Annotated in this window: 20 protein-coding genes; 7 read left to right on the forward strand and 13 right to left on the reverse strand. The window is 73.8% G+C overall.

The annotated features are described in order from the left end of the window. Positions 1-93: 93 nt before the first annotated feature. Positions 94-993 (forward strand): NAD(P)-dependent oxidoreductase, encoded by a 900-nt coding sequence (locus tag ACFWJO_RS18940; protein WP_386866503.1) that lies wholly within the window; start codon positions 94-96, stop codon positions 991-993. Between the two features lie 184 nt (positions 994-1,177). On the opposite strand, the gene ACFWJO_RS18945 is transcribed toward ACFWJO_RS18940, so the two are convergent. Both ACFWJO_RS18945 and ACFWJO_RS18950 read right to left on the reverse strand, forming a co-directional pair. Further along, positions 1,178-2,344: an alpha-hydroxy-acid oxidizing protein gene (locus ACFWJO_RS18945; RefSeq protein ID WP_386866505.1), complete on the reverse strand. Its 1,167-nt coding sequence runs from the start codon at positions 2,342-2,344 to the stop codon at positions 1,178-1,180. A 149-nt stretch (positions 2,345-2,493) separates the two neighbouring features. Beyond that, a complete protein-coding gene (locus ACFWJO_RS18950; protein ID WP_386866507.1) occupies positions 2,494-3,075 on the reverse strand; it encodes a Type-2Aa cytolytic delta-endotoxin in 582 nt (193 codons plus the stop codon). Between the two features lie 197 nt (positions 3,076-3,272). Here ACFWJO_RS18950 and ACFWJO_RS18955 point away from each other — a divergent pair, with 197 nt between their 5' ends. The 4 genes from ACFWJO_RS18955 (at position 3,273) to ACFWJO_RS18970 (ending at position 6,965) form a co-directional block, all read left to right on the forward strand. After that, entirely contained in the window at positions 3,273-4,460 is a 1,188-nt protein-coding gene (locus ACFWJO_RS18955) for a beta-propeller fold lactonase family protein (RefSeq protein WP_386866509.1), read from the forward strand. 138 nt (positions 4,461-4,598) lie between these two features. Next, on the forward strand, positions 4,599-5,081 hold the full coding sequence (locus ACFWJO_RS18960; RefSeq protein WP_386866511.1) for an NUDIX hydrolase: 483 nt from the start codon (positions 4,599-4,601) through the stop codon (positions 5,079-5,081). An 89-nt stretch (positions 5,082-5,170) separates the two neighbouring features. Next, positions 5,171-6,055, forward strand: a complete 885-nt coding sequence (locus ACFWJO_RS18965; RefSeq protein WP_386866513.1) for a DUF6585 family protein — start codon at positions 5,171-5,173, stop codon at positions 6,053-6,055. Positions 6,056-6,167: 112 nt separating this feature from the next. Beyond that, positions 6,168-6,965 carry a VOC family protein gene (locus tag ACFWJO_RS18970; protein ID WP_386866515.1) on the forward strand — a complete coding sequence of 266 codons (798 nt, stop codon included), beginning with the start codon at positions 6,168-6,170 and terminating at the stop codon, positions 6,963-6,965. Positions 6,966-7,035: 70 nt separating this feature from the next. On the opposite strand, the gene ACFWJO_RS18975 is transcribed toward ACFWJO_RS18970, so the two are convergent. From ACFWJO_RS18975 to ACFWJO_RS19025, 11 genes are all read right to left on the reverse strand, one after another. Next, entirely contained in the window at positions 7,036-8,628 is a 1,593-nt protein-coding gene (locus ACFWJO_RS18975) for a hypothetical protein (RefSeq protein ID WP_386866517.1), read from the reverse strand. A 166-nt stretch (positions 8,629-8,794) separates the two neighbouring features. Next, positions 8,795-8,989 (reverse strand): hypothetical protein, encoded by a 195-nt coding sequence (locus tag ACFWJO_RS18980; RefSeq protein ID WP_384409353.1) that lies wholly within the window; start codon positions 8,987-8,989, stop codon positions 8,795-8,797. Between the two features lie 125 nt (positions 8,990-9,114). Next, positions 9,115-9,786 carry an ABC transporter ATP-binding protein gene (locus ACFWJO_RS18985; protein ID WP_386866519.1) on the reverse strand — a complete coding sequence of 224 codons (672 nt, stop codon included), beginning with the start codon at positions 9,784-9,786 and terminating at the stop codon, positions 9,115-9,117. Next, positions 9,779-10,807 (reverse strand): oligopeptide/dipeptide ABC transporter ATP-binding protein, encoded by a 1,029-nt coding sequence (locus ACFWJO_RS18990; RefSeq protein WP_386866655.1) that lies wholly within the window; start codon positions 10,805-10,807, stop codon positions 9,779-9,781. Before ACFWJO_RS18990 ends, ACFWJO_RS18985 begins: the two co-directional genes overlap by 8 nt. Positions 10,808-10,908: 101 nt before the next feature. Continuing rightward, the gene (locus tag ACFWJO_RS18995; RefSeq protein WP_386866521.1) at positions 10,909-11,793 is read right to left on the reverse strand and encodes an ABC transporter permease; all 885 of its coding nucleotides are present in this window, start codon (positions 11,791-11,793) and stop codon (positions 10,909-10,911) included. After that, positions 11,786-12,778: an ABC transporter permease gene (locus ACFWJO_RS19000; RefSeq protein ID WP_386866523.1), complete on the reverse strand. Its 993-nt coding sequence runs from the start codon at positions 12,776-12,778 to the stop codon at positions 11,786-11,788. Before ACFWJO_RS19000 ends, ACFWJO_RS18995 begins: the two co-directional genes overlap by 8 nt. Next, entirely contained in the window at positions 12,775-14,409 is a 1,635-nt protein-coding gene (locus ACFWJO_RS19005; protein WP_386866525.1) for an ABC transporter substrate-binding protein, read from the reverse strand. Before ACFWJO_RS19005 ends, ACFWJO_RS19000 begins: the two co-directional genes overlap by 4 nt. 121 nt (positions 14,410-14,530) lie before the next feature. Further along, on the reverse strand, positions 14,531-15,616 hold the full coding sequence (locus ACFWJO_RS19010) for an acyl-CoA dehydrogenase family protein (RefSeq protein WP_386866527.1): 1,086 nt from the start codon (positions 15,614-15,616) through the stop codon (positions 14,531-14,533). Beyond that, on the reverse strand, positions 15,613-16,806 hold the full coding sequence (locus ACFWJO_RS19015) for an acyl-CoA dehydrogenase family protein (RefSeq protein WP_386866529.1): 1,194 nt from the start codon (positions 16,804-16,806) through the stop codon (positions 15,613-15,615). The genes ACFWJO_RS19010 and ACFWJO_RS19015 overlap by 4 nt, the downstream gene beginning before the upstream one ends. After that, a complete protein-coding gene (locus ACFWJO_RS19020) occupies positions 16,803-17,771 on the reverse strand; it encodes an NADPH:quinone oxidoreductase family protein (protein WP_386866531.1) in 969 nt (322 codons plus the stop codon). Before ACFWJO_RS19020 ends, ACFWJO_RS19015 begins: the two co-directional genes overlap by 4 nt. A 110-nt stretch (positions 17,772-17,881) precedes the next feature. Further along, the gene (locus ACFWJO_RS19025) at positions 17,882-18,466 is read right to left on the reverse strand and encodes a helix-turn-helix domain-containing protein (protein WP_386866533.1); all 585 of its coding nucleotides are present in this window, start codon (positions 18,464-18,466) and stop codon (positions 17,882-17,884) included. A 96-nt stretch (positions 18,467-18,562) separates the two neighbouring features. Here ACFWJO_RS19025 and ACFWJO_RS19030 point away from each other — a divergent pair, with 96 nt between their 5' ends. Together ACFWJO_RS19030 and ACFWJO_RS19035 are read left to right on the forward strand one after the other, a co-directional pair. Further along, entirely contained in the window at positions 18,563-19,690 is a 1,128-nt protein-coding gene (locus ACFWJO_RS19030; RefSeq protein WP_386866657.1) for an NAD(P)/FAD-dependent oxidoreductase, read from the forward strand. A gap of 191 nt (positions 19,691-19,881) precedes the next feature. Further along, positions 19,882-20,661 carry a VOC family protein gene (locus ACFWJO_RS19035; RefSeq protein ID WP_386866535.1) on the forward strand — a complete coding sequence of 260 codons (780 nt, stop codon included), beginning with the start codon at positions 19,882-19,884 and terminating at the stop codon, positions 20,659-20,661. Positions 20,662-20,800: the final 139 nt, after the last annotated feature.

The raw sequence follows: 20,800 nt of genomic DNA on the forward strand, positions 1-20,800 counted from the left end.
CCCTTCCTTCGGCATGCCGTTCCGCGCCGGCCCTGCCGTGCCTACGTCACTTACCACTTACCTCACTCATCTCATTTACAAGGGAGTTCACCCATGTCTTCTTCCCCGCAGTCCGCCACGGAGCCGGCCGCCGTCACCGTGATCGGTCTCGGCCCCATGGGCCGGGCGCTGGCCGGCGCGTTCGTGGCCGCCGGGGTGCGCACCACCGTGTGGAACCGCACCCCGGGACGTGACCGCGAGCTCGTCGAGCGCGGCGCCATCGGGGCGGCGAGCGCCGCCGAGGCGGTCGCCGCGAGCCCGCTGACCCTGGTCTCCCTGGTCAACTACGACGCCTCGGACGCCGTGCTGCGCCAGGAGGCGGTCACGGCCGCGCTGAAGGGCCGTGCGCTGGTCAACCTGACGGCCGACACCCCGGAGCGGGCCCGGGACACCGGGCGGTGGGCCGCCGAGCACGGCATCGCCTATCTCGACGGGGCCATCATGACGCCGACGACGACCATCGGCACGCCGCAGGCGGTGTTCCTCCACAGCGGGCCCGAGGAGCTGTACCAGGAGCACCGGCCGGTGCTCGACGTGCTCGGCGGTACGCACACCCACCTCGGCGCGGACGTCGGCCGGGCCGCCGCGTACGACATCGCGCTGCTCGACATCTTCTGGACCTCGATGGCCGGCTACATGCACGCGCTGGCCGTGGCGGGCGCGGAGGGCATCAAGCCGGGCGAACTGGTCCCGTTCGCGCAGGGCATCGCAGCGATCCTGCCGCCGCTGTTCCAGGAGTTCGCCGGGGACATCGAGAATGGCACCTACTCCGGCGAGATCAATCCGCTGACGTCGGCGGTCTCGTCGATGGCCCACATCGTGCACGCCTCCGAGGCGCACGGCATCGACGCGGGCGTGATGCGCGCCGCCGAGGGCCTGGCCCGCAGGACCGTGGGCCTCGGTCACGGAGCCGACGGCTTCTCCCGGATCGCGGAGGTCCTCGGCCGGCGCTGACCGGGCATGCGCTGTGCGGTGCCGCGCCGCTCCGTACGGACCACGCCGCGCCGCTCCGTACGGACCGCGCCGCGCCGCTCCGTACGGACCACGCCGTGCCGCACAGCACGGCACCGGACAGCGCGGCACCGTACTGCCCCGCGCTGCCCCGCACCGCGCCGCGCCGCGGCTCCGCTCCGCCCGCTCAGAGCCTGCGCAGCGCACCCTCCGCGCGCAGGTCGGCCAGGGTCGGGTAGCCGTCGACGGCCATGATCAGGTCGGCCTCGGCGAGCAGCGAGCGCAGCACGTGGACGATGCCGTCGGTGCCGTCGAGGGCCAGGCCGTAGGCGTACGGCCGCCCGACGGCGACGGCGGTGGCGCCGAGCGCCAGCGCCTTGACCACGTCGGCGCCGCTGCGGACGCCCGAGTCGAAGAGCACGGGCAGTCCGTCGGCGGCGGCGACCACCTCCGGCAGCGCGTCGAGGGCGGGCAGGCCGCCGTTGGCCTGGCGGCCGCCGTGGTTGGAGCAGTAGATGCCGTCGACGCCGCCGTCCCTGGCCCGGCGGACGTCCTCCGGGTGGCAGATGCCCTTGAGGATCAGGGGAAGTTCGGTGAGCGAGCGCAGCCACGGCAGGTCGGGCCACGTCAGCGGCTTGCCGAAGATGCCGGTCCACTCGAGGACGGCGGCCTGTGGGTCCTCTTCGGGTGTCTTGGCGAGCCGGGCCCGGAAGACGGGGTCGGAGGTGTAGTTGGCCAGGCAGTGGCCGCGCAGCTGGGGGAAGTTGCCGGCGGCGAGGTCGCGGGGGCGCCAGCCGGTGACCCAGGTGTCGAGGGTGACCACGATGCCTCGGTAGCCGGCCGCCTCGGCCCGGTGGACCAGGCTCTCGGCGAGGGCGCGGTCGGTCGGGGTGTACAGCTGGAAGAGGCCCGGGGTGTCGCCGGACGCGGCGGCGACGTCCTCCAGCGGGTCGACGCTCAGCGTGGAGGCGATCATCGGGACGCCGGTGCGGGCGGCGGCGCGCGCGGTGGCGAGGTCGCCGTGTCCGTCCTGGGCGCACAGGCCGATGACGCCGACCGGCGCCATGAGCAGCGGGGTGGGCAGGTGGAGCCCGAACAGCTCGACGGAGAGGTCGCGTCGGTCGGCGCCGACCATCATCCGGGGTATCAGGCCCCAGCGCCGGAAGGCCTCGGTGTTGGCCCGCTGGGTGCTCTCGTCGCCCGCGCCGCCGGCGACGTACGACCAGACGGAGGGCGGCAGCGCGGCCTCGGCACGTCGTTCGAGCCCGGCGAAGTCCATCGGGAGCCTGGGCAGGGTGCCGAAGAGCCCGTTGAGGTAGATCTCGTTCTGGTAGTCGCCGAACCGCTGGTTCATCGGTGTCCCTCACCCTCGCACTCGCCCGCGCGCTCACCGGCGCGCTCGCCCTCGCCGTGTCCCTGCCAGACTTCCGGCACGGACGCTACCTTCCGGTAGGGCGGTTGACCACGGCCCGGGACGGCGGGCCTGGCACGGTCGCGGCTTGGTCAGGCGGTGGTGAGGGCCAGGTCCTGGCGGACCACGATCGCGTTGAGCCGGATCGCGAACGGCACGGTGTCGGTCATGCCCAGGGTTCCGACGCGGGCCTTGTCGCGGCCGATCGTGACGTCGATGCAGAAGGCGACGGCGTACAGGTACGCGCCCGTCTCCTCGTCCTGGAGGGCGAAGAACACGTCACGGTAGTAGCGGGTGCTGTCCGGGCCCTCCTCGTAGTACGAGAGGCCCGGCAGGCCCTCCTGTTCGGCGAGGCCCGTGAACGCGCTGACGAGCTCGCGCTCGATCGTCTCCCAGAACGCGGCTTCCGCCGCCTCGGCGGGCAGCGCCTGGCGCACCGCCTCCTTGAGGGAGAGGACCATCACCAGGACGGGGGCCTCGTCCTGGAGGCCCCAGCCGCGGACCATCCGCACGATGTCGCTGTCGGGGATGGCGGCTGCGGCGTCGCGGATGTGGTCGAAGTCGAAGTTGACGGTGGCTGGGGCGATGGCCTCCTGGAAGGCGCGGGCCAGGGCCTCCGCCTGACCGAGGTGGGCCGGGGCCACCTCGATGACCGTCTTGAAACTGGCGGCCAAGACTCCTCCTTAAACATTTTGTTGATCGAGGGGGCGTCAGTATGCCGCAGCCGTGCCGGGCGGTCGCGACCGGGTCGTACGAGGCGCCGACGCCCGGGTCAGCCGATCGGCTGACTCGGGCGGCCGAGAACGGCCCGAGCATGGAAGACGGGGCCGCACCCGCCCGCCCGACCGCCCGACTTCCTGGGAGCCGCCCGATGAACCGAAGCCGCAACCGAAGCCGCGCCCTCGCCGTGCTGGCCGCCTCCGTCGCGCTGCTCGCGGGCTGCGCGCAGAGCGGCGGCGAGCCCACCCGGTCCGCCGAGCCCACCCGTTCCGGCGAGCCCCCACGATCCGCCGAGAGCCGCCCGGCCACGGCCCCGCCCTCCCCCTCGGGCTCCCGAGCAGGCTCCGGCACGACGAGCGGCGTCACTCCCTCCGGCACCCTCCTCGTCACCGACTTCGGCTCCGACACCGTCACCTTCGTCGACCCGGCCCGCGGCGCCTTCGCCTCCGTCGAGGTCGGAACCGCCCCGTACGGGCTCGTCGTCGGCGCCGACGGCCGCGCCTGGGTCGCCACCGCCGAGGGCGTCGCCGTCGTGGACACGAAGACACGGACGCGCCTCGCCCTCGTGCCGTACCGCACGGCGACCGGCCCCGCCACGACGGGCGAGTACCGGGGCGGCGGCATGGGCATCGCGCTCTCCCCCGACGGACGACGGGTGTACGTCGGCGTCAACGTGCCCGGCGGCAACGGCGCCCTGGAGGTGATCGACACCGCCGCCCTGAAGGTCACCGACCGGGTCCCGGTCGGCCGGCGGCCCTTCGACGTGGACGTCTCACGCGACGGCTCCGAGGTGTACGCGACGAACCACGACTCCTTCGACGTCACCGTGGTACGGGCGGACGGCCTGAGCACCCGCCGGATCGAGGTGGCCCCGTACGGCACCGAGGGCGGGCTCGGCTCCTGGCTGAAGCCGCACTACACGGCGGTGCGCCCCTCCGACGGACGCCTGCTGCTCCCGTTCGAGGGCGAGAGGCTCGTGGTGGTCGACCCGGCCACCGGCCGCTCCGAGGTCCTGCGGATGACGGCGAACACCCACCAGCACGGCACGACGATCACACCCGACGGCACCCTTCTCACCGTCGGCACGGGCCCCGTCGACCCCGCCACCGACCGCGGCCCCTCGCTCACCGTCCGGGCGCCGGACGGCACCGAGCGGGTCTTCCCGCTGGACGGCCCGCACGAGGACGTCGCGGTGTCCGACGACGGCCGCACCGCCTACGTGACGGGCGGCTTCACCCGCGACGGGTACTGGGACGGCCTGACCGTCGTCGACCTGACGGACGGCTCCTCGCACCGGCTCGCCGCCGGATCCCGGCCGCTGGGGATCGCGGTCCTCTAGGGGGTGTCCGGCGCCGCGGACCCGGCCGTGGTCCGCCGGACAGACAATAGGCCGCAGGCGTACGAAGGGCACGGGGCTGTCGATGCCATGGTGTTGGGTGGGAGGCGCACCGGCCCCGGCCCCGTACGAGGAGACATCATGACCGACCCCGCCCACCGCAACGTCGTGCCGCCCGCGGCCCAGGCCTCCCTGGGCGCGGGTGTCGTGGTGACGGACGCGGCCGGCCGCGTCCTGCTCGGGCTGCACCGCTCCGGAGTCTGGGAGCTGCCCGGCGGCAAGGTCGACCCGGGCGAGTCCATCGAGCAGGCCGCCGCGCGCGAACTCGCCGAGGAGACGACGCTCGTCGCCGACCCGGCCGACGTGTCCGTGATCGGTCTGGTCCTCGACAGCGAGACCTCCGCCGAGCTGACCCGGCTGACGGCGGCGACGGTGGTCCACGCCCACACGGGCACCCCGGCCGTCGCCGAGCCCGACAAGATCGAGCGCTGGGAGTGGTTCGCGCCGGACCGGCTGCCCGACGCCCTGTTCGTGCCCTCCGCCCAGGCCCTCCGGTTCTGGCGGCCCGAACTGCCGCTGCCCCAGGGCCCCTTCCACCGTTACGACGTGACGCCGCGCCGTTGAGCTCGCGGACACCGATCGGCTCGCCGACGCCGCCGACACCCTGGCACGGCCCCGGCACCGCTGACATCATGCCGTCGGGGGGATGCGCAATGGAGCGACGCGACCGGGGACTCGACCGGGCGACGGTGCCTCCGCCGGGTGAGGCGGCGACGCGCGCCGCGCGCGAGGCGGGACTGGGTGTCTACTTACGGGCTTTCCGGGCCCGGCACTGCGACGACGCGCGGGCGGCGGCGCGGCCGGGGCGGCGACGCCGCCGGACGCTGCTCCTGCTCCTCCTGGGGGCGGCGGGTCTCGCGCTCCCGGCGGTCGCCACCCGTCTCGTGGGGGCCTGGCTCGGCGTGCCGCTGTTACTGGTGCCGTTCGGCGTGCTCGGCTGGTTCCTGTGGCGCTCCTTCCGGCCGCCGCCGGCGGGGCTTCGGCCCAAGGAATACGTGTACCTGTACGAGCGGGGCCTGGTCTGCCCCGGTGAGGGCGGCGCCGCGCGGGCGGTGCCCTGGCGGGCCGTTACGGCGATGCACCAGGACGTCACCCGCACCTATGTGAACGGCGGCTACACGGGCACGCACTACGCGTACCGGCTGCTGACGGGCGCGGGGCAGGGGGTGACCGTGGGCGGGTTCCTGAACGAGGAGAGGGTGGCGCGGCCCGCGGACTCGCAGATCCGCGAACTGGCCCAGATCGTCCTGGACGAGACCGTGCGCCGCGCGCTGCCGCCCGCCGTGACCGCCCTGGAGGCGGGTGAGAGGGTCACGTTCGGTGAGGTCGCGGTGGACGGCCGGGGCATCGCGCTGCCGTCGGGCACGGCGCCGTGGGAGCGGGTGCGCGGCTGCGAGTGGCGCGGGGACGGCCTGGTCGTGGTGCGGACGGCCGGCGCGGGCCGCTGGGCCCGCGAGGCGAAGGACATCCCCGACTTCCCGGTGTTCTGGACGCTGGTGAAGGAGCTGTTCCCGCACGCGCGGGAGTACCGTCGCTGAGCGTTCACTCGAACGTCCGTCCGTCACCGTGCGTCACCGAGCGGAGCGGGTCGGACGTGGCTAGCGTGGCCTGGAGACAACGACGTCAACGATCCGGAAGAGAGTCATCGTCATGACCCCACGACCTGAGGGCTCGCCGTGCTGGGCCGACGCGATGTTCACCGACATCGAGGGTGCGAAGTCGTTCTACGGCGACGTGCTGGGCTGGACCTTCGGCGAGTCCGCCTCGGAGTACGGGAACTACACCCAGGCGTACAAGAACGGCAAGGCGGTCGCGGCGGTCGTCCCGCCGATGCCCGACCAGGACGGCGAGACGCACTCGGCCTGGTGTCTGTACTTCGCCTCGCCCGACGTCGCCGCCACCGCCGAGAAGATCAAGGGCGCGGGCGGCACGCTGCTGATGGAGCCCATGCAGGTGGGCGACTTCGGCTCGATGTGCCTCGCGCAGGACCCGACGGGCTGTGTGTTCGGCGTGTGGCAGGCCGGTGTCCACGAGGGCTTCGAGCTGCAGGGCGAGGCGGGCAGCTACGTCTGGGCCGAGGTGTTCACGCGTGAGCCGGCGAAGGCCGACGCGTTCTACACGGAGGTCTTCGGCTTCGCCTCGAAGAAGATCAAGGACGAGCACATGGACTACCGGGTCTTCGACCTGGGTGCCGACCCGGTGCTCGGCCGCATGGTGATGACCGCGGACGACTTCCCGGCCGAGATCCCCGCGTACATCCAGATCTACTTCGCCGTCGACAACTGCGACAAGGCCGTCGAGGCGGCGGAGGCGGCGGGCGGCCGCAAGGTCTTCGGCCCGATGGACAGCCCCTTCGGCCGTTTCGCGGCCCTGCTCGACCCGCAGGGCGCGGCGTTCGCGGTGATCGACGTGCGGACGACGGTCGGTGAGATGCCCGAGATGGAGTGATCTCCGCAGAGCCCCCACGGGATGCGGGTGCCCGGGACCGCGCAGGTCCCGGGCACCCGTGCGTGCGGCCTCAGCCGCCGTCGCGGACGGAGACGATGCCGTTGAACACGCCGACGTAGGCGGTGCCGTCCGGGCCGATGGTGATCGGTGCCCAGTTGTTGTCGTAGGCGGGACCGGTGCCGGTGAGGCGGGACCAGGCGCGCTCGCCGGTGCGGAAGTCGACGGCCGTGAGGTACCAGGCGTCGATGCCGAGGGGGTGGGGGCGCTTCTCGTAGAAGTAGAGCAGGCCGTTCGCGGTGGAGAGCTTCGGCACGGTGGACGGCGAGCGGACGTCGCTCTCCCAGACGGTGTCGCAGCCGCTGCCGTCGGGGCGGACGTCGATGCGGGTGACGCCGCCGACGACGCTGCGGCCGAAGGTCAGCGACGTGGGGTTCTCGTAGCCGTAGTTGTTCTCGACGACGAGGCTGTCGCCCCAGCTGATCAGGGAGTTGTCGGTGGTGGAGGCGCCGGCGCCGAAGACCGGGACCTTGCAGACGAGGCGGTCGGCCTCGGCAACGTCCGTACCGCGCCGGTAGACGAGCACGTTCATCCGGTCGTCGGCGTTGTCGGTGATGGCGACGTAGCGGGCGCCGCGCTGCCCGAAGAGGTCGGGCGTCGTGCCCGAACCCTGGTTCACCGAGCCGGGTTTGGTGCCGGTGCCGCGGTCGTAGGTCTGCCGCCACTGGACGCGGGGAGTTCCGTCGGCGTCGGCGCGGAAGCTGTAGAGGGCGTGGTCGGAGACGATGGAGACGCCGTCCTCGGCGACGGAGAAGGAGTTCTGGATCTCCTCGCCGTCGAGCCGGACGGCGCGCAGCGCGCCGGTGGCGGGGTCGACCGTGCCGACCCGGCCGAGGCGGGTGACCCACCAGATGCGGCCCTGCCAGTCGGGCATGACGGAGGTGACGGGGTCGCAGACGCCGCTCGGGAAGAGGTTGGTCCAGCTGACGCAGTCGTGCGGGACGAGCGGCGTCAGGTCCCAGTCGTCCTCGACCACGAACTCCCAGTCCCCGTCCGCCTGCCGGCGGTGCGCGATGCGCAGGACGTGCTGGCGGGAGTCGGCGAGCACGACGCGGTCGCGGTCGTCGAGGTAGAAGTAGGCGCCGCCGGAGGTGTCCTTGAAAATCTTCTCGAAGTCGAGGCGGGTGATGGCCTCGACGGTCGAGGAGCGCTGCGGCAGCTGGTACTCGGCGAGGGTGTCGAGGGTGCGCGGGTCGAGCAGCTTGAGCAGGAAGCCGTTGAAGGTGCCGCAGACGGTGACGAGCCGGCCGCCGGCGTCGAAGGTGACGGTGGCGCACTCGCCGCCGAGCGCGGCGATCTTCTCGCTGTCCACCTTCGGGTCGCGGCCCAGCGGCCCGGAGTAGGGGTGGGTGCCGCTGCCCGCGGCGTCGGCGTGCATGCCGCTGCGGCCGTTGGGGGCGAGATACGGGTGCTGGGGCGGGGCTTCGCCGGGGACCGGCCGTGCGGTGGCGGGGGCGCCGTCGTAGTGGTCGACGAGCCGGTGGCCCGGGGCGAGCGGTATCTCGTCGGCGAGGGCGGCGGGCGTGGCGAGCGCGAGGGCGGTCGCGCCCACCGCGGCGATCAGCGCGAGTGCGCGGGTTCGCCTACGGGGCGGTCGGGTGGTCAATGCGGCTCCTCGGGTCCGTGCGAAGGTCGCGCCGGCGGCCGACGCTAGGCCCGAGTGCGTGAGATGTACATGGAAGTGCGCCCGGATTCACGGGCACTTCATGACCTTGAAACGCTGCTGCGCGCCGAGGTCGGGGCTCAGAGGTCGAGGCTCGGGGCTTCGGCCCTCAGGGCTTCAGGCTGGACACCACGTTGGCGGTGGCGGCGACGCCGTTCTGGATGGTGGGGGCCATGCTGGTGCTCGCCAGGAAGAAGCCGAGCAGGGCGCAGACGATGGCGTGCGAGAACTTCAGGCCTCCGTTGCGGAGGAAGATCACCGCCAGGATCAGCAGCAGCATGACGACGGAAACGGAAATGGCCACCGGACTCACCCTCCTCGCGCCGCACGGGAATTGCGGCGTTCGGCGGACAGTGTGACGTAAGGGACGATCCGGACGGCGGTATGGCAGGGCGGCCATCCGGGTGACTTTCCGGAGCAGGCCGTTCCTCAGGCGCTGGCCAGGGCTTCTGTCAGTTCCGTCCAGTGGACCGTGCGGTCGCACCAGCGTTCCAGGAGCACCCGGTCGTGGCCGACGGCGAGCAGTCCGGCGCCGGTCTCGGCGCGGTAGGCCTCGACGGCGGCGACCAGGGCCGCGGTCGTGGAAGCGTCGAGCATCGCGGTCATCTCGTCGCAGACCAGCCAGCGGGGGCGCAGCACCAGGGCGCGGGCCAGGCAGGCGCGTTGCAGCTGCCCGTCGCTGACCTCGTGCGGGCGGCGGCCGAGCAGGTCCTCGGTGAGGCCGACCGCGGGCAGCAGTTCGGCGAGCCGCGCGGGGATCTCGCCGCGTCGCCCGGTGGCCCGCAGCGGCTCGGCGACGAGGTCGGCGAGGCGCAGCCGCGGGTCGGCGGAGAGCCGCGGCTGCTGGAAGACCACGCCGATCGCGGTGCGTTGTGCGCGCGGGGCACGGTGGCGCCAGGCCCGTACCGGGGTGCCGTCGAGGACGACCCGGCCCGCGTCGGGGCGGTGCAGCAGCGCGGCGACCCGGGCCAGGGTGGACTTGCCGCAGCCGCTGGGGCCGAGCAGGCCGACGGACTCGCCGGCGGCGACGGTGAGGGAGACGTCGCGGAAGACCGGGGTGCGGCGCTCGTATCCGGCGGTGACGGAGTGCAGTTCAAGCACGGGTCGCTCCCAGGGGATGGTGGCAGGCGGCGCCCGCGAGGAACTCCGGCCGCACCGCGCAGGCCGCGCTCGCCCGGGCGCAGCGCGGGGCGAAGGCGCAGCCCTCGGGCAGGTCGGACAGTGCGGGCGGCAGTCCGGGGATGGGCGTGAACTCGCGCTCCGGCAGGGCGTCGAGGAGTCCGCGTGCGTACGGGTGCCGGGGTCCGGGCTCGCCGAAGAAGCGGGCCGCGGGCGCGATCTCGACGATGCGTCCGGCGTACATGACGGCCACCCGGTCGGCCACCCGGCGGGCGGCCGCCAGGTCGTGCGTGATGAGCAGCAGCGCCTTGCCGCGGTCGGCGTGGCGCCGGAGTTCGTCGGCGGTGCGGTCGACGAGCTCGCGGTCGAGTCCGGTGGTGGGTTCGTCGGCGAGCAGCAGCGGCGCGTCGCCGACGAGGGCGAGGGCGGTGGCGGCGCGCTGGGCGAGGCCGCCGGAGAGTTCGTGCGGGTAGCGGTCGAGGTGCCCGGCGGGGAACGCGGCTCGCTCGGCGGCGGCTTCCGCCGCGGCACGCCGCTCGCGCCGCGGGGTGTCGGTGAGGGCCCGCACGGTCTCCTCCAGGTGGGCCCGTACGGTGCGCACCGGGGTGAGATGGGCGGCCGGGCTCTGCGGTACGAGGCCGATCCGCCGCCCCCGTACGGCCCGGGCGAGCGTCCGCTCGCCGACGGCGAGCAGGTCGAGGACGTCCTGCGGACGGTCGCCCCGCGGACGACCGTCCTGCCGGCCGCCGGCGTCGTGTCGGCCGCCGCCGTCGTGCCGGCCCCGGTCCGGCCCCGGCCGGCCCCGGTCGGGCCGCCCCGGGCCGGCCGGGGTCGTCAGGAGGGCCGTGCCCTCCGTTTCCGCGTTGCCGGGGAGCAGGCCGAGGAGGGCGGAGGCGAGGACGGACTTGCCGCAGCCGCTTTCGCCGACGAGGGCCAGGCACTCCCCCGCCGCGAGGTCGAAGTCGGCGTCGGTGACGGCCGCGACGCTCCGGCCGCCGCGCATGCGGAAGCGGACGGTGAGTCCGCGGACGCTGAGGACGGCGTCCGCGGCGCGTTCGGCGCTGACGGCTTCGAGCGCCCGTACGAGGTGGGCGTCAGGGGCGGTCACAGCATCAGCTCCGATCGGCGGCGCGGGTTGAGCCGGTCGCGCCAGACGCCGGCGAGGCCGGCGACGGCGAGCGTCGGCACGATCAGGAAGAGGCCGGGGAAGAGGGTCGGCCACCAGTCGCCGGCGAGCAGCGAGGAGCGTGCGCCCTGCACCAGGTTGCCGAGGCTGGCCTGGTGGCTGGGCAGGCCGAGCCCGAGGAAGGACAGCGCCGACTCGTGCCACATGGCGTGCGGCACCATGAGGACGGCGGCCAGTCCGGCCTGCGGCAGCACGGCGGGCAGCAGGTGCCGCACGGCGATCCGCCACCGCGACGCGCCGCCGGAGATCGCCGCGTCGACGAAGGGCCGGGAGCGCAGCGAGAGGACTTCGGAGCGGACGATCCGGGCGGTGGAGAGCCAGTGGGTGAGCGCCACGGAGACGATCACCGGCCAGACGCCGGGCCGGAACATGGCGACGACGAAGATCCCGAGCAGCAGGTGCGGCACGGACGAGAACGCGTCGACGACGCGCATGACGAGGCGGTCGGCGCGGCCGCCGAGCGCGCCGGCCGCGGCGCCGACGGCCGTGCCGACGACGGTGGCGGCGACGGCGGCGACCAGGCCGACGAGGAGCGAGACGCGCAGCCCGTAGACGCAGCGGAGCAGCAGGTCACGGCCGACGTCGTCGGTGCCGAAGGGATGGTCCCAGGACGGTGGCAGCAGTTTCCGTCCCAGGTCGACGGCCTGCTCGTCGAGCCGCACCAGCGGCGGGACGAGGAGGACGGCGAGGACGACGGCGCCGAGGATCAGGGCGGAGGTCCACAGCCGGATCCGGCGGGTGGCGTCGGCGGGAGCGGCGGCGCGGGGCCGTCGGCGGGCGGTCGCCCGCTGCGTGTCAGCCATCGAATCCCACCCGGGGATCGGCGAGCCCGTAGAGGAGGTCGGAGAGGAGGTTGCCGAGCAGCACGGCGGCGGTGGCGAGCACGGTGAGCGCGGCGAGCAGCGGGAAGTCCGCGGAGACGGCGGCCTGGACGGTGGCGGCGGCGATGCCGGGCCAGCTGAAGACGGTCTCCACGAGCAGGGCTCCGGTGATGAGTTCGGGCACGCGGGAGCCGACGAGGGTGAGCATGGGCAGCATGCCGGAGCGCAGTGCGTGGCCGGTGAGGACGGTGCGTTCGGCGAGGCCGCGGGCGCGGGCGCCGCGGACCGGGTCCTCCTCCAGGGCGTCGCCGACGCCCTGGCGTACGTACAGGAAGAACCAGGGCAGTTGGGAGATGCCGAGGACCAGGGCGGGCAGCACGAGGTGGGTGGCGACCTGACCGGCGGTGACGGTGTCGCTCGCGGTGTCGGTGAGGCCGCCGGCCGGCAGCGCGCCGAGCTTCAGGGCGAAGAACCAGATGGCGAGCAGGCCGAGCCAGAAGGCGGGGGCGGCTTCCAGGGTGTACGCGAGCGAGCTGACGGCGCGGTCGAGGAGGCCGCCGCGGCGGCGTCCGGCGAGCACGCCGAGAGTGGTGCCGAGGGCGATGGCGACGAGGAAGGCGGTGGCGGCGAGCAGCGCGGACCAGCCGACCCGCTCGGCGATGACGTCGGCGACGGGCAGGCGCATGACGGCGGAGTCGCCGAAGTCGCCCTGGACGGCCCGGCCGAGCCAGTCCCACCACTGGGTGGGCCAGGGCCGGTCGACGCCGAGGTTGGCGCGGATCTGGTCGAGGTTCTCCTGCGAGGCGGTGAGTCCCGCGGTGCCCGCGTAGGCCTTGACCGGGTCGAACGGGGAGGCGGCGGCGACGGCAAAGACCGCGAGGGTGACGCCGAGGAGGACGGGGACGGCGGCGAGTGCGCGCCGTCCCGTCATCCGCGTCATGGCCGCCCAGGGGAGGCGGCGGCTCACTTCGCGCTCGTTCCGCCGCTCTTGGGCTTCCAGTCCTCGATGTTCCACCAGGGGCCGGAGCCGAGGCCGTGGTCGTGCGGCTCGACCTGGGTGGTGAGGCCGCCGGTGGCGGTGTCCCAGCGGTCGCTGACGACGTAGAGGTGGTCGACGTGGGTGAGGAAGGTGTAGCCGGGGTTCTTGACGAGTTCGCGCTGGACGGTGTCGTACGCGGCCTTGCGCCTGGCCGGGTCGCCGGTGCGGCGGCCGTCCTCCAGGGCGCGGTCGACGGTCTTGTTGTCGTACCAGGCCATGTTGTTGAAGCCGTCGCCGCCGAGGGTGGACTTCAGGAGCAGGTACTGGTCGAAGTCGGGGTCGCCGGGCGAGCCGCCGCCGGCGAGGACCGCGTCGGTCTTCATCCGCGGTTCGATGACCTCCCAGGTGCCGGCCTGGGTGGTGATCTCGATGCCGGCCTTCTTGGCGTCGGAGGCGTAGGCGAGGGCGTGGTCCTGGCGGAGCCGGTCGCCGGAGAGGTACCAGAGCGGGAAGGCGGCGCGGACGCCGTTCTTCACGCGGACGCCGTCGGGGCCGGGCTTCCATCCGGCCTCGTCGAGGATCTTCCGCGCGCCGGCGAGGTCGTGGCGGCGTTCGGTGCCCTTGGCGAACCAGGGGCTGTCGGTGGGGACGGGTCCGTAGGCGGGGCGGCCCGCGCCTTCGAGGATCTTGTCGACCATGGTCTGCCGGTCGACGGCGACGTCGAGGGCGCGGCGGACGGCGGGGTCGCCGGCGACGCGGTGGTGCGTGGGCAGGGTGACCGTGCGGTAGTCGTAGGTCGTGGCGGTGTAGGTCTTCTTCGTCTTGTCGCCCTTGAAGCCGGCGGCGAGGTTCGGCGGCAGGATCGCGGCGTCGAGGTCGCCGGCGCGCAGCCGGGTGGCGCGGACGTCGTCGTCCTTGACGACGGCCATGGTGAGCTTCTTCACGGCCGGGGCGCCGCCCCAGTAGCGCGGGTTGGCCTGGAAGGTGAGCTTCTCGCCCTTGGACCAGCCGGTGAGGACGTACGGGCCGGTGCCGACCGGCCTGGTGGTGAAGGAGCCGGTGTTGACGTCCTGCCGGCCGGCGACGTGCTCGGGTGCGATGGCGAGGACGGTGCGCTCGGCGAAGGGCGCGTAGGGGTACTTGAGGGTGAAGACGACGGTGTCATCGCCGGTGGCCCTGACGTCCTTGAGGGCGTCGAGTTCGGTCCGTGAGGGGTTGTTGGTCCGCGGGTCGAGGATCGTCCGGTAGGTGAAGACGACGTCCTCGGCCGTGAAGGGCTTTCCGTCGCTGAAGGTCACGCCCTGGCGCAGCTTGTAGGTGTACGTGAGGCCGTCGGCGCTGACGGTGGGCAGCGCGGCGGCGAGCGCGGGCCGCAGCTTCATGCCGGCGTCGAAGGCGAGGAGCCCGTCGAAGATCTTGGAGTTGCCGTCCTTGCCGTAGCCGAGGAGGGGGCTGAGGGTCTCGGGCTCGAAGGCGATGCCGACGACGGCGGAGTCCTGGGGGCCGCCGGGTCCGGCGCCGCCGCCGGGGTTCGAGCAGGCCGCCGCCGTGAGGGCGGTGGCCCCGGCGAGTAGCGCGGCGGACGCGCGTCGGACCGGTCGGGCGGCCGTCCTGGCCATGGTGTCCACACCCCTTTTGAAGATCAACTGTTATTGCGAAGACTTCGCAATTAAAACAGTATGTAAAGGGGTGCGGACACATGGGCCCCTTACCGGGCGCCTCGGTGGGCGATGCGGACGCTCACCGCGGGGCCGGCAGGTCCATCAGGTCGGCGACGGCGTCCTGGTGGCGGCCGGCCGAACCCAGCGCGATCGAGGCGGACTTCGCCCGCTTGAGCGCCAGGTGCGCCGGGTGCTCCCAGGTCATGCCGATGCCGCCGTGCAGCTGCACGCACTCCTCCGCCGCGTGGACGGCCGCCTTCGAGCAGTAGGCCTGCGCGACGGCGACCGTCAGCTCGGCGTCCGGGGCGCCCGTCGCGAGCGCGTCGGCGGCGGCGCGGGCCGCCGCCCTGGCGCCCACGAGCTCCAGCCAGAGCTGCGCCATCCGGTGCTTCAGCGCCTGGAAGGAGCCGACCGGCCGGTTGAACTGGTGGCGCTCCCTGGTGTGCCGGACGGTCTCCTCCAGACACCACTCGGCGATCCCCAGCTGCTCGGAGGCGAGCAGCCCGGCGCCCGCGAGGAGCCCCTGCCGGACCGCGGCGCGCCCCGCCTCGGCGTCCGCCAGCCGGACACCCGCGGCCCCGCGCGTGTCGACGACGGCCAGCGGGCGCGTCAGGTCGAGCGAGGACTGCCGGGTGACCTCGGCGTCCCGGGCGTCGACGGCGTACAGCCCGTCGGGGCGCGGGACGAGGAGGACATCGGCCGCGGCGGCGTCCGCGACGGCGGGCACGCGGCGGACCGGGTCGATCACCGTGCGGGGTGCGGTGGCGAACGGCACGGCCAGAACGGCGACGCGTTCACCGCTCGCCAGCCCGGCGAGCAGGTCGGCCGCCGGGCCGCTTCCGGCGCCGAGCGCCAGCAGCGTCCCGGTCGCCACCACCGCGCTCGTGAGGTACGGCGCCGGCGTGACCGCCCGGCCGAGTTCCTCCAGGACCACGGCCGCCTCTCGGTGGCTCGCGCCCTGGCCGCCCAGCTTCTCCGGGACGAGCAGTCCGGCGGCGCCCATCCCGCCCGCGAGGGCGTCCCACAGTCCGGGGAGGTAGGGGCGCTCGTCCTCGATCCGGCCGAGCACCGCCTGCGCATCGGCCCGGTCGGCGAGCAGCGAGCGGACGGCGGCCCGCAGGTCGTCCTCGGTCTCGGAGTAGAGCAGGTCCGGCTGACGCGTCATCGGGCGAGGTCCTTCCAGGCGACGTCCTTGTCGTTGCGGGGCTCGGGCGGCAGGCCCAGGACCCGTTCGGCCACGATGTTGAGCAGCACCTCGGTGGTGCCGCCCTCGATCGAGTTGCCCTTGGAGCGCAGATAGCGGTAGCCCGCGTCACGGCCGGTGAAGTCGACCAGGTCCGGCCGTACCATCGCCCAGTCGCCGTACAACAGGCCCTCGTCGCCGAGGAGTTCGACCTCCAGGGCGCTGATGGCCTGGTTGAGCCGGGCGAAGCCGAGCTTCGTGGCGCTGCCCTCGGGGCCCGGCTGGCCCGCGACGAGCTGCTGGCGCAGCCGTTCGCCGGTGAGGCGGGCCACCTCGGCGTCCACCCACAGGTCGAGCAGCCGGCGGTGCAGGTCGTGGGTGCGCAGGTCGGGACGGTTCCGCCAGGTCTCGGCCGCCTTGCCGATCATGCCGCCCTCGCGGGGCAGCCGGGTGCCGCCGATGGAGACCCGCTCGTTCATGAGGGTGGTCTGGGCGACGCGCCAGCCGTCGCCGACCTCGCCGAGGCGGTGGGCGTCGGGGATGCGGACGTTCGTCAGGAAGACCTCGTTGAACTCGGCCTCGCCGGTGATCTGGCGCAGCGGCCTGACCTCGACGCCCGGGTCGGTCATGTCGCAGACGAAGTAGGTGATGCCCCGGTGCTTGGGCACGTCGGGGTCGGTACGGGCGATGAGGATCGCCCAGCGGGCCACGTGGGCGCTGGACGTCCACACCTTCTGCCCGTTGACGACCCACGCGTCTCCGTCGCGGACCGCGCGGGTGCCGAGGGCGGCGAGGTCGGAGCCGGCGCCGGGCTCGCTGAACAGCTGGCACCAGACCTCCTCGCCGACCCACAGCGGCCTCAGGAAGCGCTCCTTGACCTCCTCGGAGCCGTAGGCGAGCAGCGTCGGGGCGGCCATGCCGAGGCCGATGCCGATCCGGCGGGGATCGTTGTCGGGGGCTCCGGCGGCGGCGAGTTCGGCGTCGACGACGGCCTGGAGCGAACGCGGGGCGCCGAGACCGCCGAGGCCCACCGGGTAGTGCACCCAGGCGAGTCCGGCGTCGAAGCGGGCGCGCAGGAAGTCGGTGCGGCCGGTGGTCGCGGGCGGGTGCTCGGCGAGCAGGCGCCGGGTGCGGTCGACGAGTTCGGCGGCGTCGAGCGTGGTCTGCGTCATGCCCGGGCCCCTTCCGGGAGGACGACGAGCCGGCCGGTGGTGACGCCCTCGGAGAGCCGCTGCACGGCGTCGGCCGCGCCGGCGAAGGGCACGCGCTCGCTCACGTACGGCTTGATCAGGCCCTTGGCGGCGAGTTCGGTGAGGGTCTCGTGGCAGCGGAGGACGGCGGCCGGGTCCTTCAGGTTGTACAGGCCCCAGTGCAGGCCGATGATCGCGTAGTTCTTCACGAGGGCGTGGTTGAGGGCGGGGCTCGGAATGGTGCCGCTGGCGAAGCCGACGACCACGATCCGGCCCTCGAAGGCGACGACCTTGGCGGACTGCTGGTAGGCGGCGCCGCCGACCGGGTCGTAGATCACGTCCGCGCCGCGGCCTCCGGTGGCCTCCTTGACGGCGGCGACGACGTCCTCGGCATGCCGGTCGACGACGGTGTCACAGCCCAGTTCGCGGGCGACGGCGGCCTTGTCGGCGCCGCCGACGACGCCGATGACGGTGGCGCCGGCCGCCTTGCCGAGCTGCACGGCGGCGCTGCCGACACCGCCCGCGGCGGCGTGTACGAGCAGGGTCTCGCCCTCCTTCAGGGCGGCCCTGCGGTGCAGTCCGAACCAGCCCGTCTGGTAGCCGATGTGGAGGGCGGCGGCCTCGGCGTCGTCCAGCGCCTCGGGGGCCGGGAGCAGCGCGGCCGCGTCGGCCACCGCGTACTCGGCGAGTCCGCCGTAGGGCAGTGCGGGCGTCGCGATGACGCGGCGGCCGTCCTCGGTCTCGGCGCAGACCTCCACGCCGGGGGTGAAGGGCAGCGGCGGGCGCACCTGGTACTGACCCCGGCACAGCAGCGCGTCGGGGAAGTTGAGGCCGGTGGCGCGCACCTTGAGCAGCACCTGGCCCTCGCCGGGCACGGGCCGGTCGGTCTCGTCGAGCTGCATCACCTCGCCCGGTTCGCCGTTCTCGTGCACTCGCCATGCCTGCATCCGGGCCTCCAGGTGCCGTCGTCCGTCCTGCGTGGTCCACGGCATACTAAGCGGTCGCTTGGCCTCGCGGAACCGGACGCGCGAGTCGTCTTTCCGCCGCCGTCGGATTTTCAGGAGCTCTTCGGGCGCGCCCGTACGTGCATGCGCTCGCCCTGCGGCCCGTACAGGCTGAGGAACTCCACCGGCCGGTCCCCCGCCGGGCCGAACCAGTGCGGCACCCGGGTGTCGAACTCGGCCGCCTCGCCGGCGCCGAGCACCACGTCGTGCTCACCGAGCACGAGGCGCAGCCGCCCGGACAGCACGTACAGCCACTCGTAGCCCTCGTGGACCCGCGGGTCGGGCGCCTCGGAACCGGGTTCCTGGACGACCTTGTACGCCTGGAGGCCGCCGGGCTGGCGGGTGAGCGGGTACATCGTGCGGCCGTGACGGACGATCGGCCGGGCCTTGACGCGCGGGTCGCCGACCGGCGGGGCGCCGACCAGCTCGTCCAGCGGCACCTGGTGGGCACGGGCGATCGGCAGCAGCAGTTCCAGGCTGGGCTTGCGCTGTCCCGACTCCAGGCGCGAGAGCGTGCTCACCGAGATGCCGGTGGCGGTGGACAGCTCGGCGAGCGTCGCCCCGCGCTCCTTGCGGATGCGGCGGAGCCGGGGCCCGACCTCGGTGAGGACGGCTTCGATGCGGGCGTCTTCGGTCATGCCCCCATTGCAGAAACGGCAACTTCGTTTGTCAACCGTGCGCCGAAGGGTGACCCTCGCGGCATGAGCGAACACAGCATGCAGAACACGCGGCACATGGGGAGCACGCGGAACACGCGGACCGACTACGACGTGGTGGTGGTCGGCGGCGGCGCGGCCGGCCTGAGCGCGGCCCTGGTCCTCGGCCGGGCCCGGCGCACCACCCTGGTGATCGACGCGGGCGAGCCGCGCAACGCGCCCGCCGGCCACATGCAGGGCTATCTCGGCCTGGACGGCATGAGCCCGGCCGACTTCCTGGCGGCCGGGCGGCGGGAGATCGCCGGGTACGGAGTGGAGTGGACGGAGGGTTTGGTCACGTCCGTGACGCGGCAGCCGACTGGCGGTGCGGACGACGGTTCGGGAGCCACTTCGGGACTCGCTTCGGGAGTCGGTTCGGACCGCGACTCGGACCTCGGCTCGGACGGCAGCTCGGACAGCAGCCCGTCCGGCACCTCGGACAGCAGCCCGTCCGGCACCTCGGACGGCAGCCCGACCGGCGGCTCCGGCGAGGGCTTCGCTGTGCGTCTGGCGGACGGGCGGGTGGTCCGCGCGCGCCGGCTGATCGTCACCACCGGTCTGGTCGACGAGCTGCCGGCGATCGACGGTCTCGCCGAGCGCTGGGGCCGTGACGTGATCCACTGCCCGTACTGCCACGGCTGGGAGGTGCGCGACCGGGCCTTCGGCGTGATCGCGCACCCGGTGATGCCCGCGCACCAGGCGCTGATGGTCTCGCAGTGGTCCGCCGACGTGACCCTCTTCCTGCACACCGCCCCGGAGCCCTCGGCCGAGGACACGGCCCGACTCGCGGCGGCCGGTGTGACGGTCGTGAGGGGCGAGGTCGCCGGGCTGGTGGTCGAGGAGGACCGGATCACGGGCGTACGCATGGCGGACGGGCGGGTCGTGGCCCGCGAGGTGGTGTTCGTCGGGACCCGGACCGTGCCCCGCGACGGACTGCTCACGGCGCTCGGCGCGGCCACGCACGAGACGCCGTTCGGCACCTTCGTCACGGTGGACGAGACGGGCCGCACGAGCGTCCCGGGCGTCTGGGCGGCCGGGAACGCGATCGGCGCGCACGAGCAGGTGGTGAACGCGGCGAGCGGCGGCTACCGGGCGGCGGCCATGGTCAACGGCGACCTGCTGATGACGGACCTGGACCGCAGGGCGACGGCGGCCGGCGCGGCCTGAGGGGTCTGAGGTGTCTGACAAGGAGCGGGGGGTGTGAGGCTCGGTGGGCGCGCTGCGCCGTGCGGATGAAACCCGGCGGGCGGCGCTGCGCGGACCTGGCCCGGCGGCAAGGATCGGCCATGGTGGCCGGAACACCCGCCACCCGCCGTCACGGCACGGCCTCCCCACCCGGAAGGACGGGACTCACCCCCATGCTCGGAACGGACTTCACCACCGGCTCGCCCGACTGGCTCGACCTCGGCAGCCCCGACACGGACGCCGCCGCGATGTTCTACGGCCGGGTCTTCGGCTGGGACTTCGTCTCGGCCGGCCCCGACGCCGGCGGCTACGGATTCTTCCAGCAGGACGGCAAGACCGTCGCCGCGCTCGGCCCGCTCACCGAGGAGGGCGCGAGCAGCGCCTGGACCGTCTACTTCCAGACCCCGGACGCCGAGGCGACCGCCCAGACGGCCGAGGACAACGGTGGCACGGTGCGGCTCGCCGCCTTCGACGTCATGGACGCGGGCCGGATGGCGGCGCTGACCGACCGCGGCGGCGCGCAGTTCGCGGTGTGGGAGCCGGGCCGGGTCAAGGGTCTGGAGCGGACCTCGGAGCCCAACACGCTGCTGTGGGTCGAGCTGCACACCGTCGACCCGGAGGCCACGCTCGCCTTCTACCGCGCGCTGTTCGGCTGGCGCTGGGAGGAGATGGAGGCGCCGGGCATGACCTATCGGGTGATCTCGACGGCCGAGGGCGACCTGAAGGACACCTCGTTCGGCGGTGCGGCACCGCTCCAGGGCGGAGCCGACAAGGCGCGCTGGATCCCGTACTTCATGGTGTCGGACCCCGACACGACTTCCACGACCGTGCAGGAGAGCGGCGGTTCGGTCCTCATGCCGCCGGCGGACGTCCCGGACGTCGGCCGGATCGCCTGGTTCGCGGATCCGTTCGGCGCACCCTTCGCGGTCCTGAAGCCCGCTCCCGGCATGTGAGCCGGCGCGGGTGACGCCACTCGGGGCGGGTCCACCGTCCAGGGCCGGTCCGGCGACCGCGCGCCGGGCCGGCCCTGGCCGCGGAGTGATGCCCGGCCAGGCCATTTCTTTCGGATCAGGGCCCGGACCCGGCCGGGAT

Origin of the sequence: Streptomyces sp. NPDC127092 (assembly GCF_042722475.1) — a bacterium.
Taxonomy (GTDB): domain Bacteria; phylum Actinomycetota; class Actinomycetes; order Streptomycetales; family Streptomycetaceae; genus Streptomyces.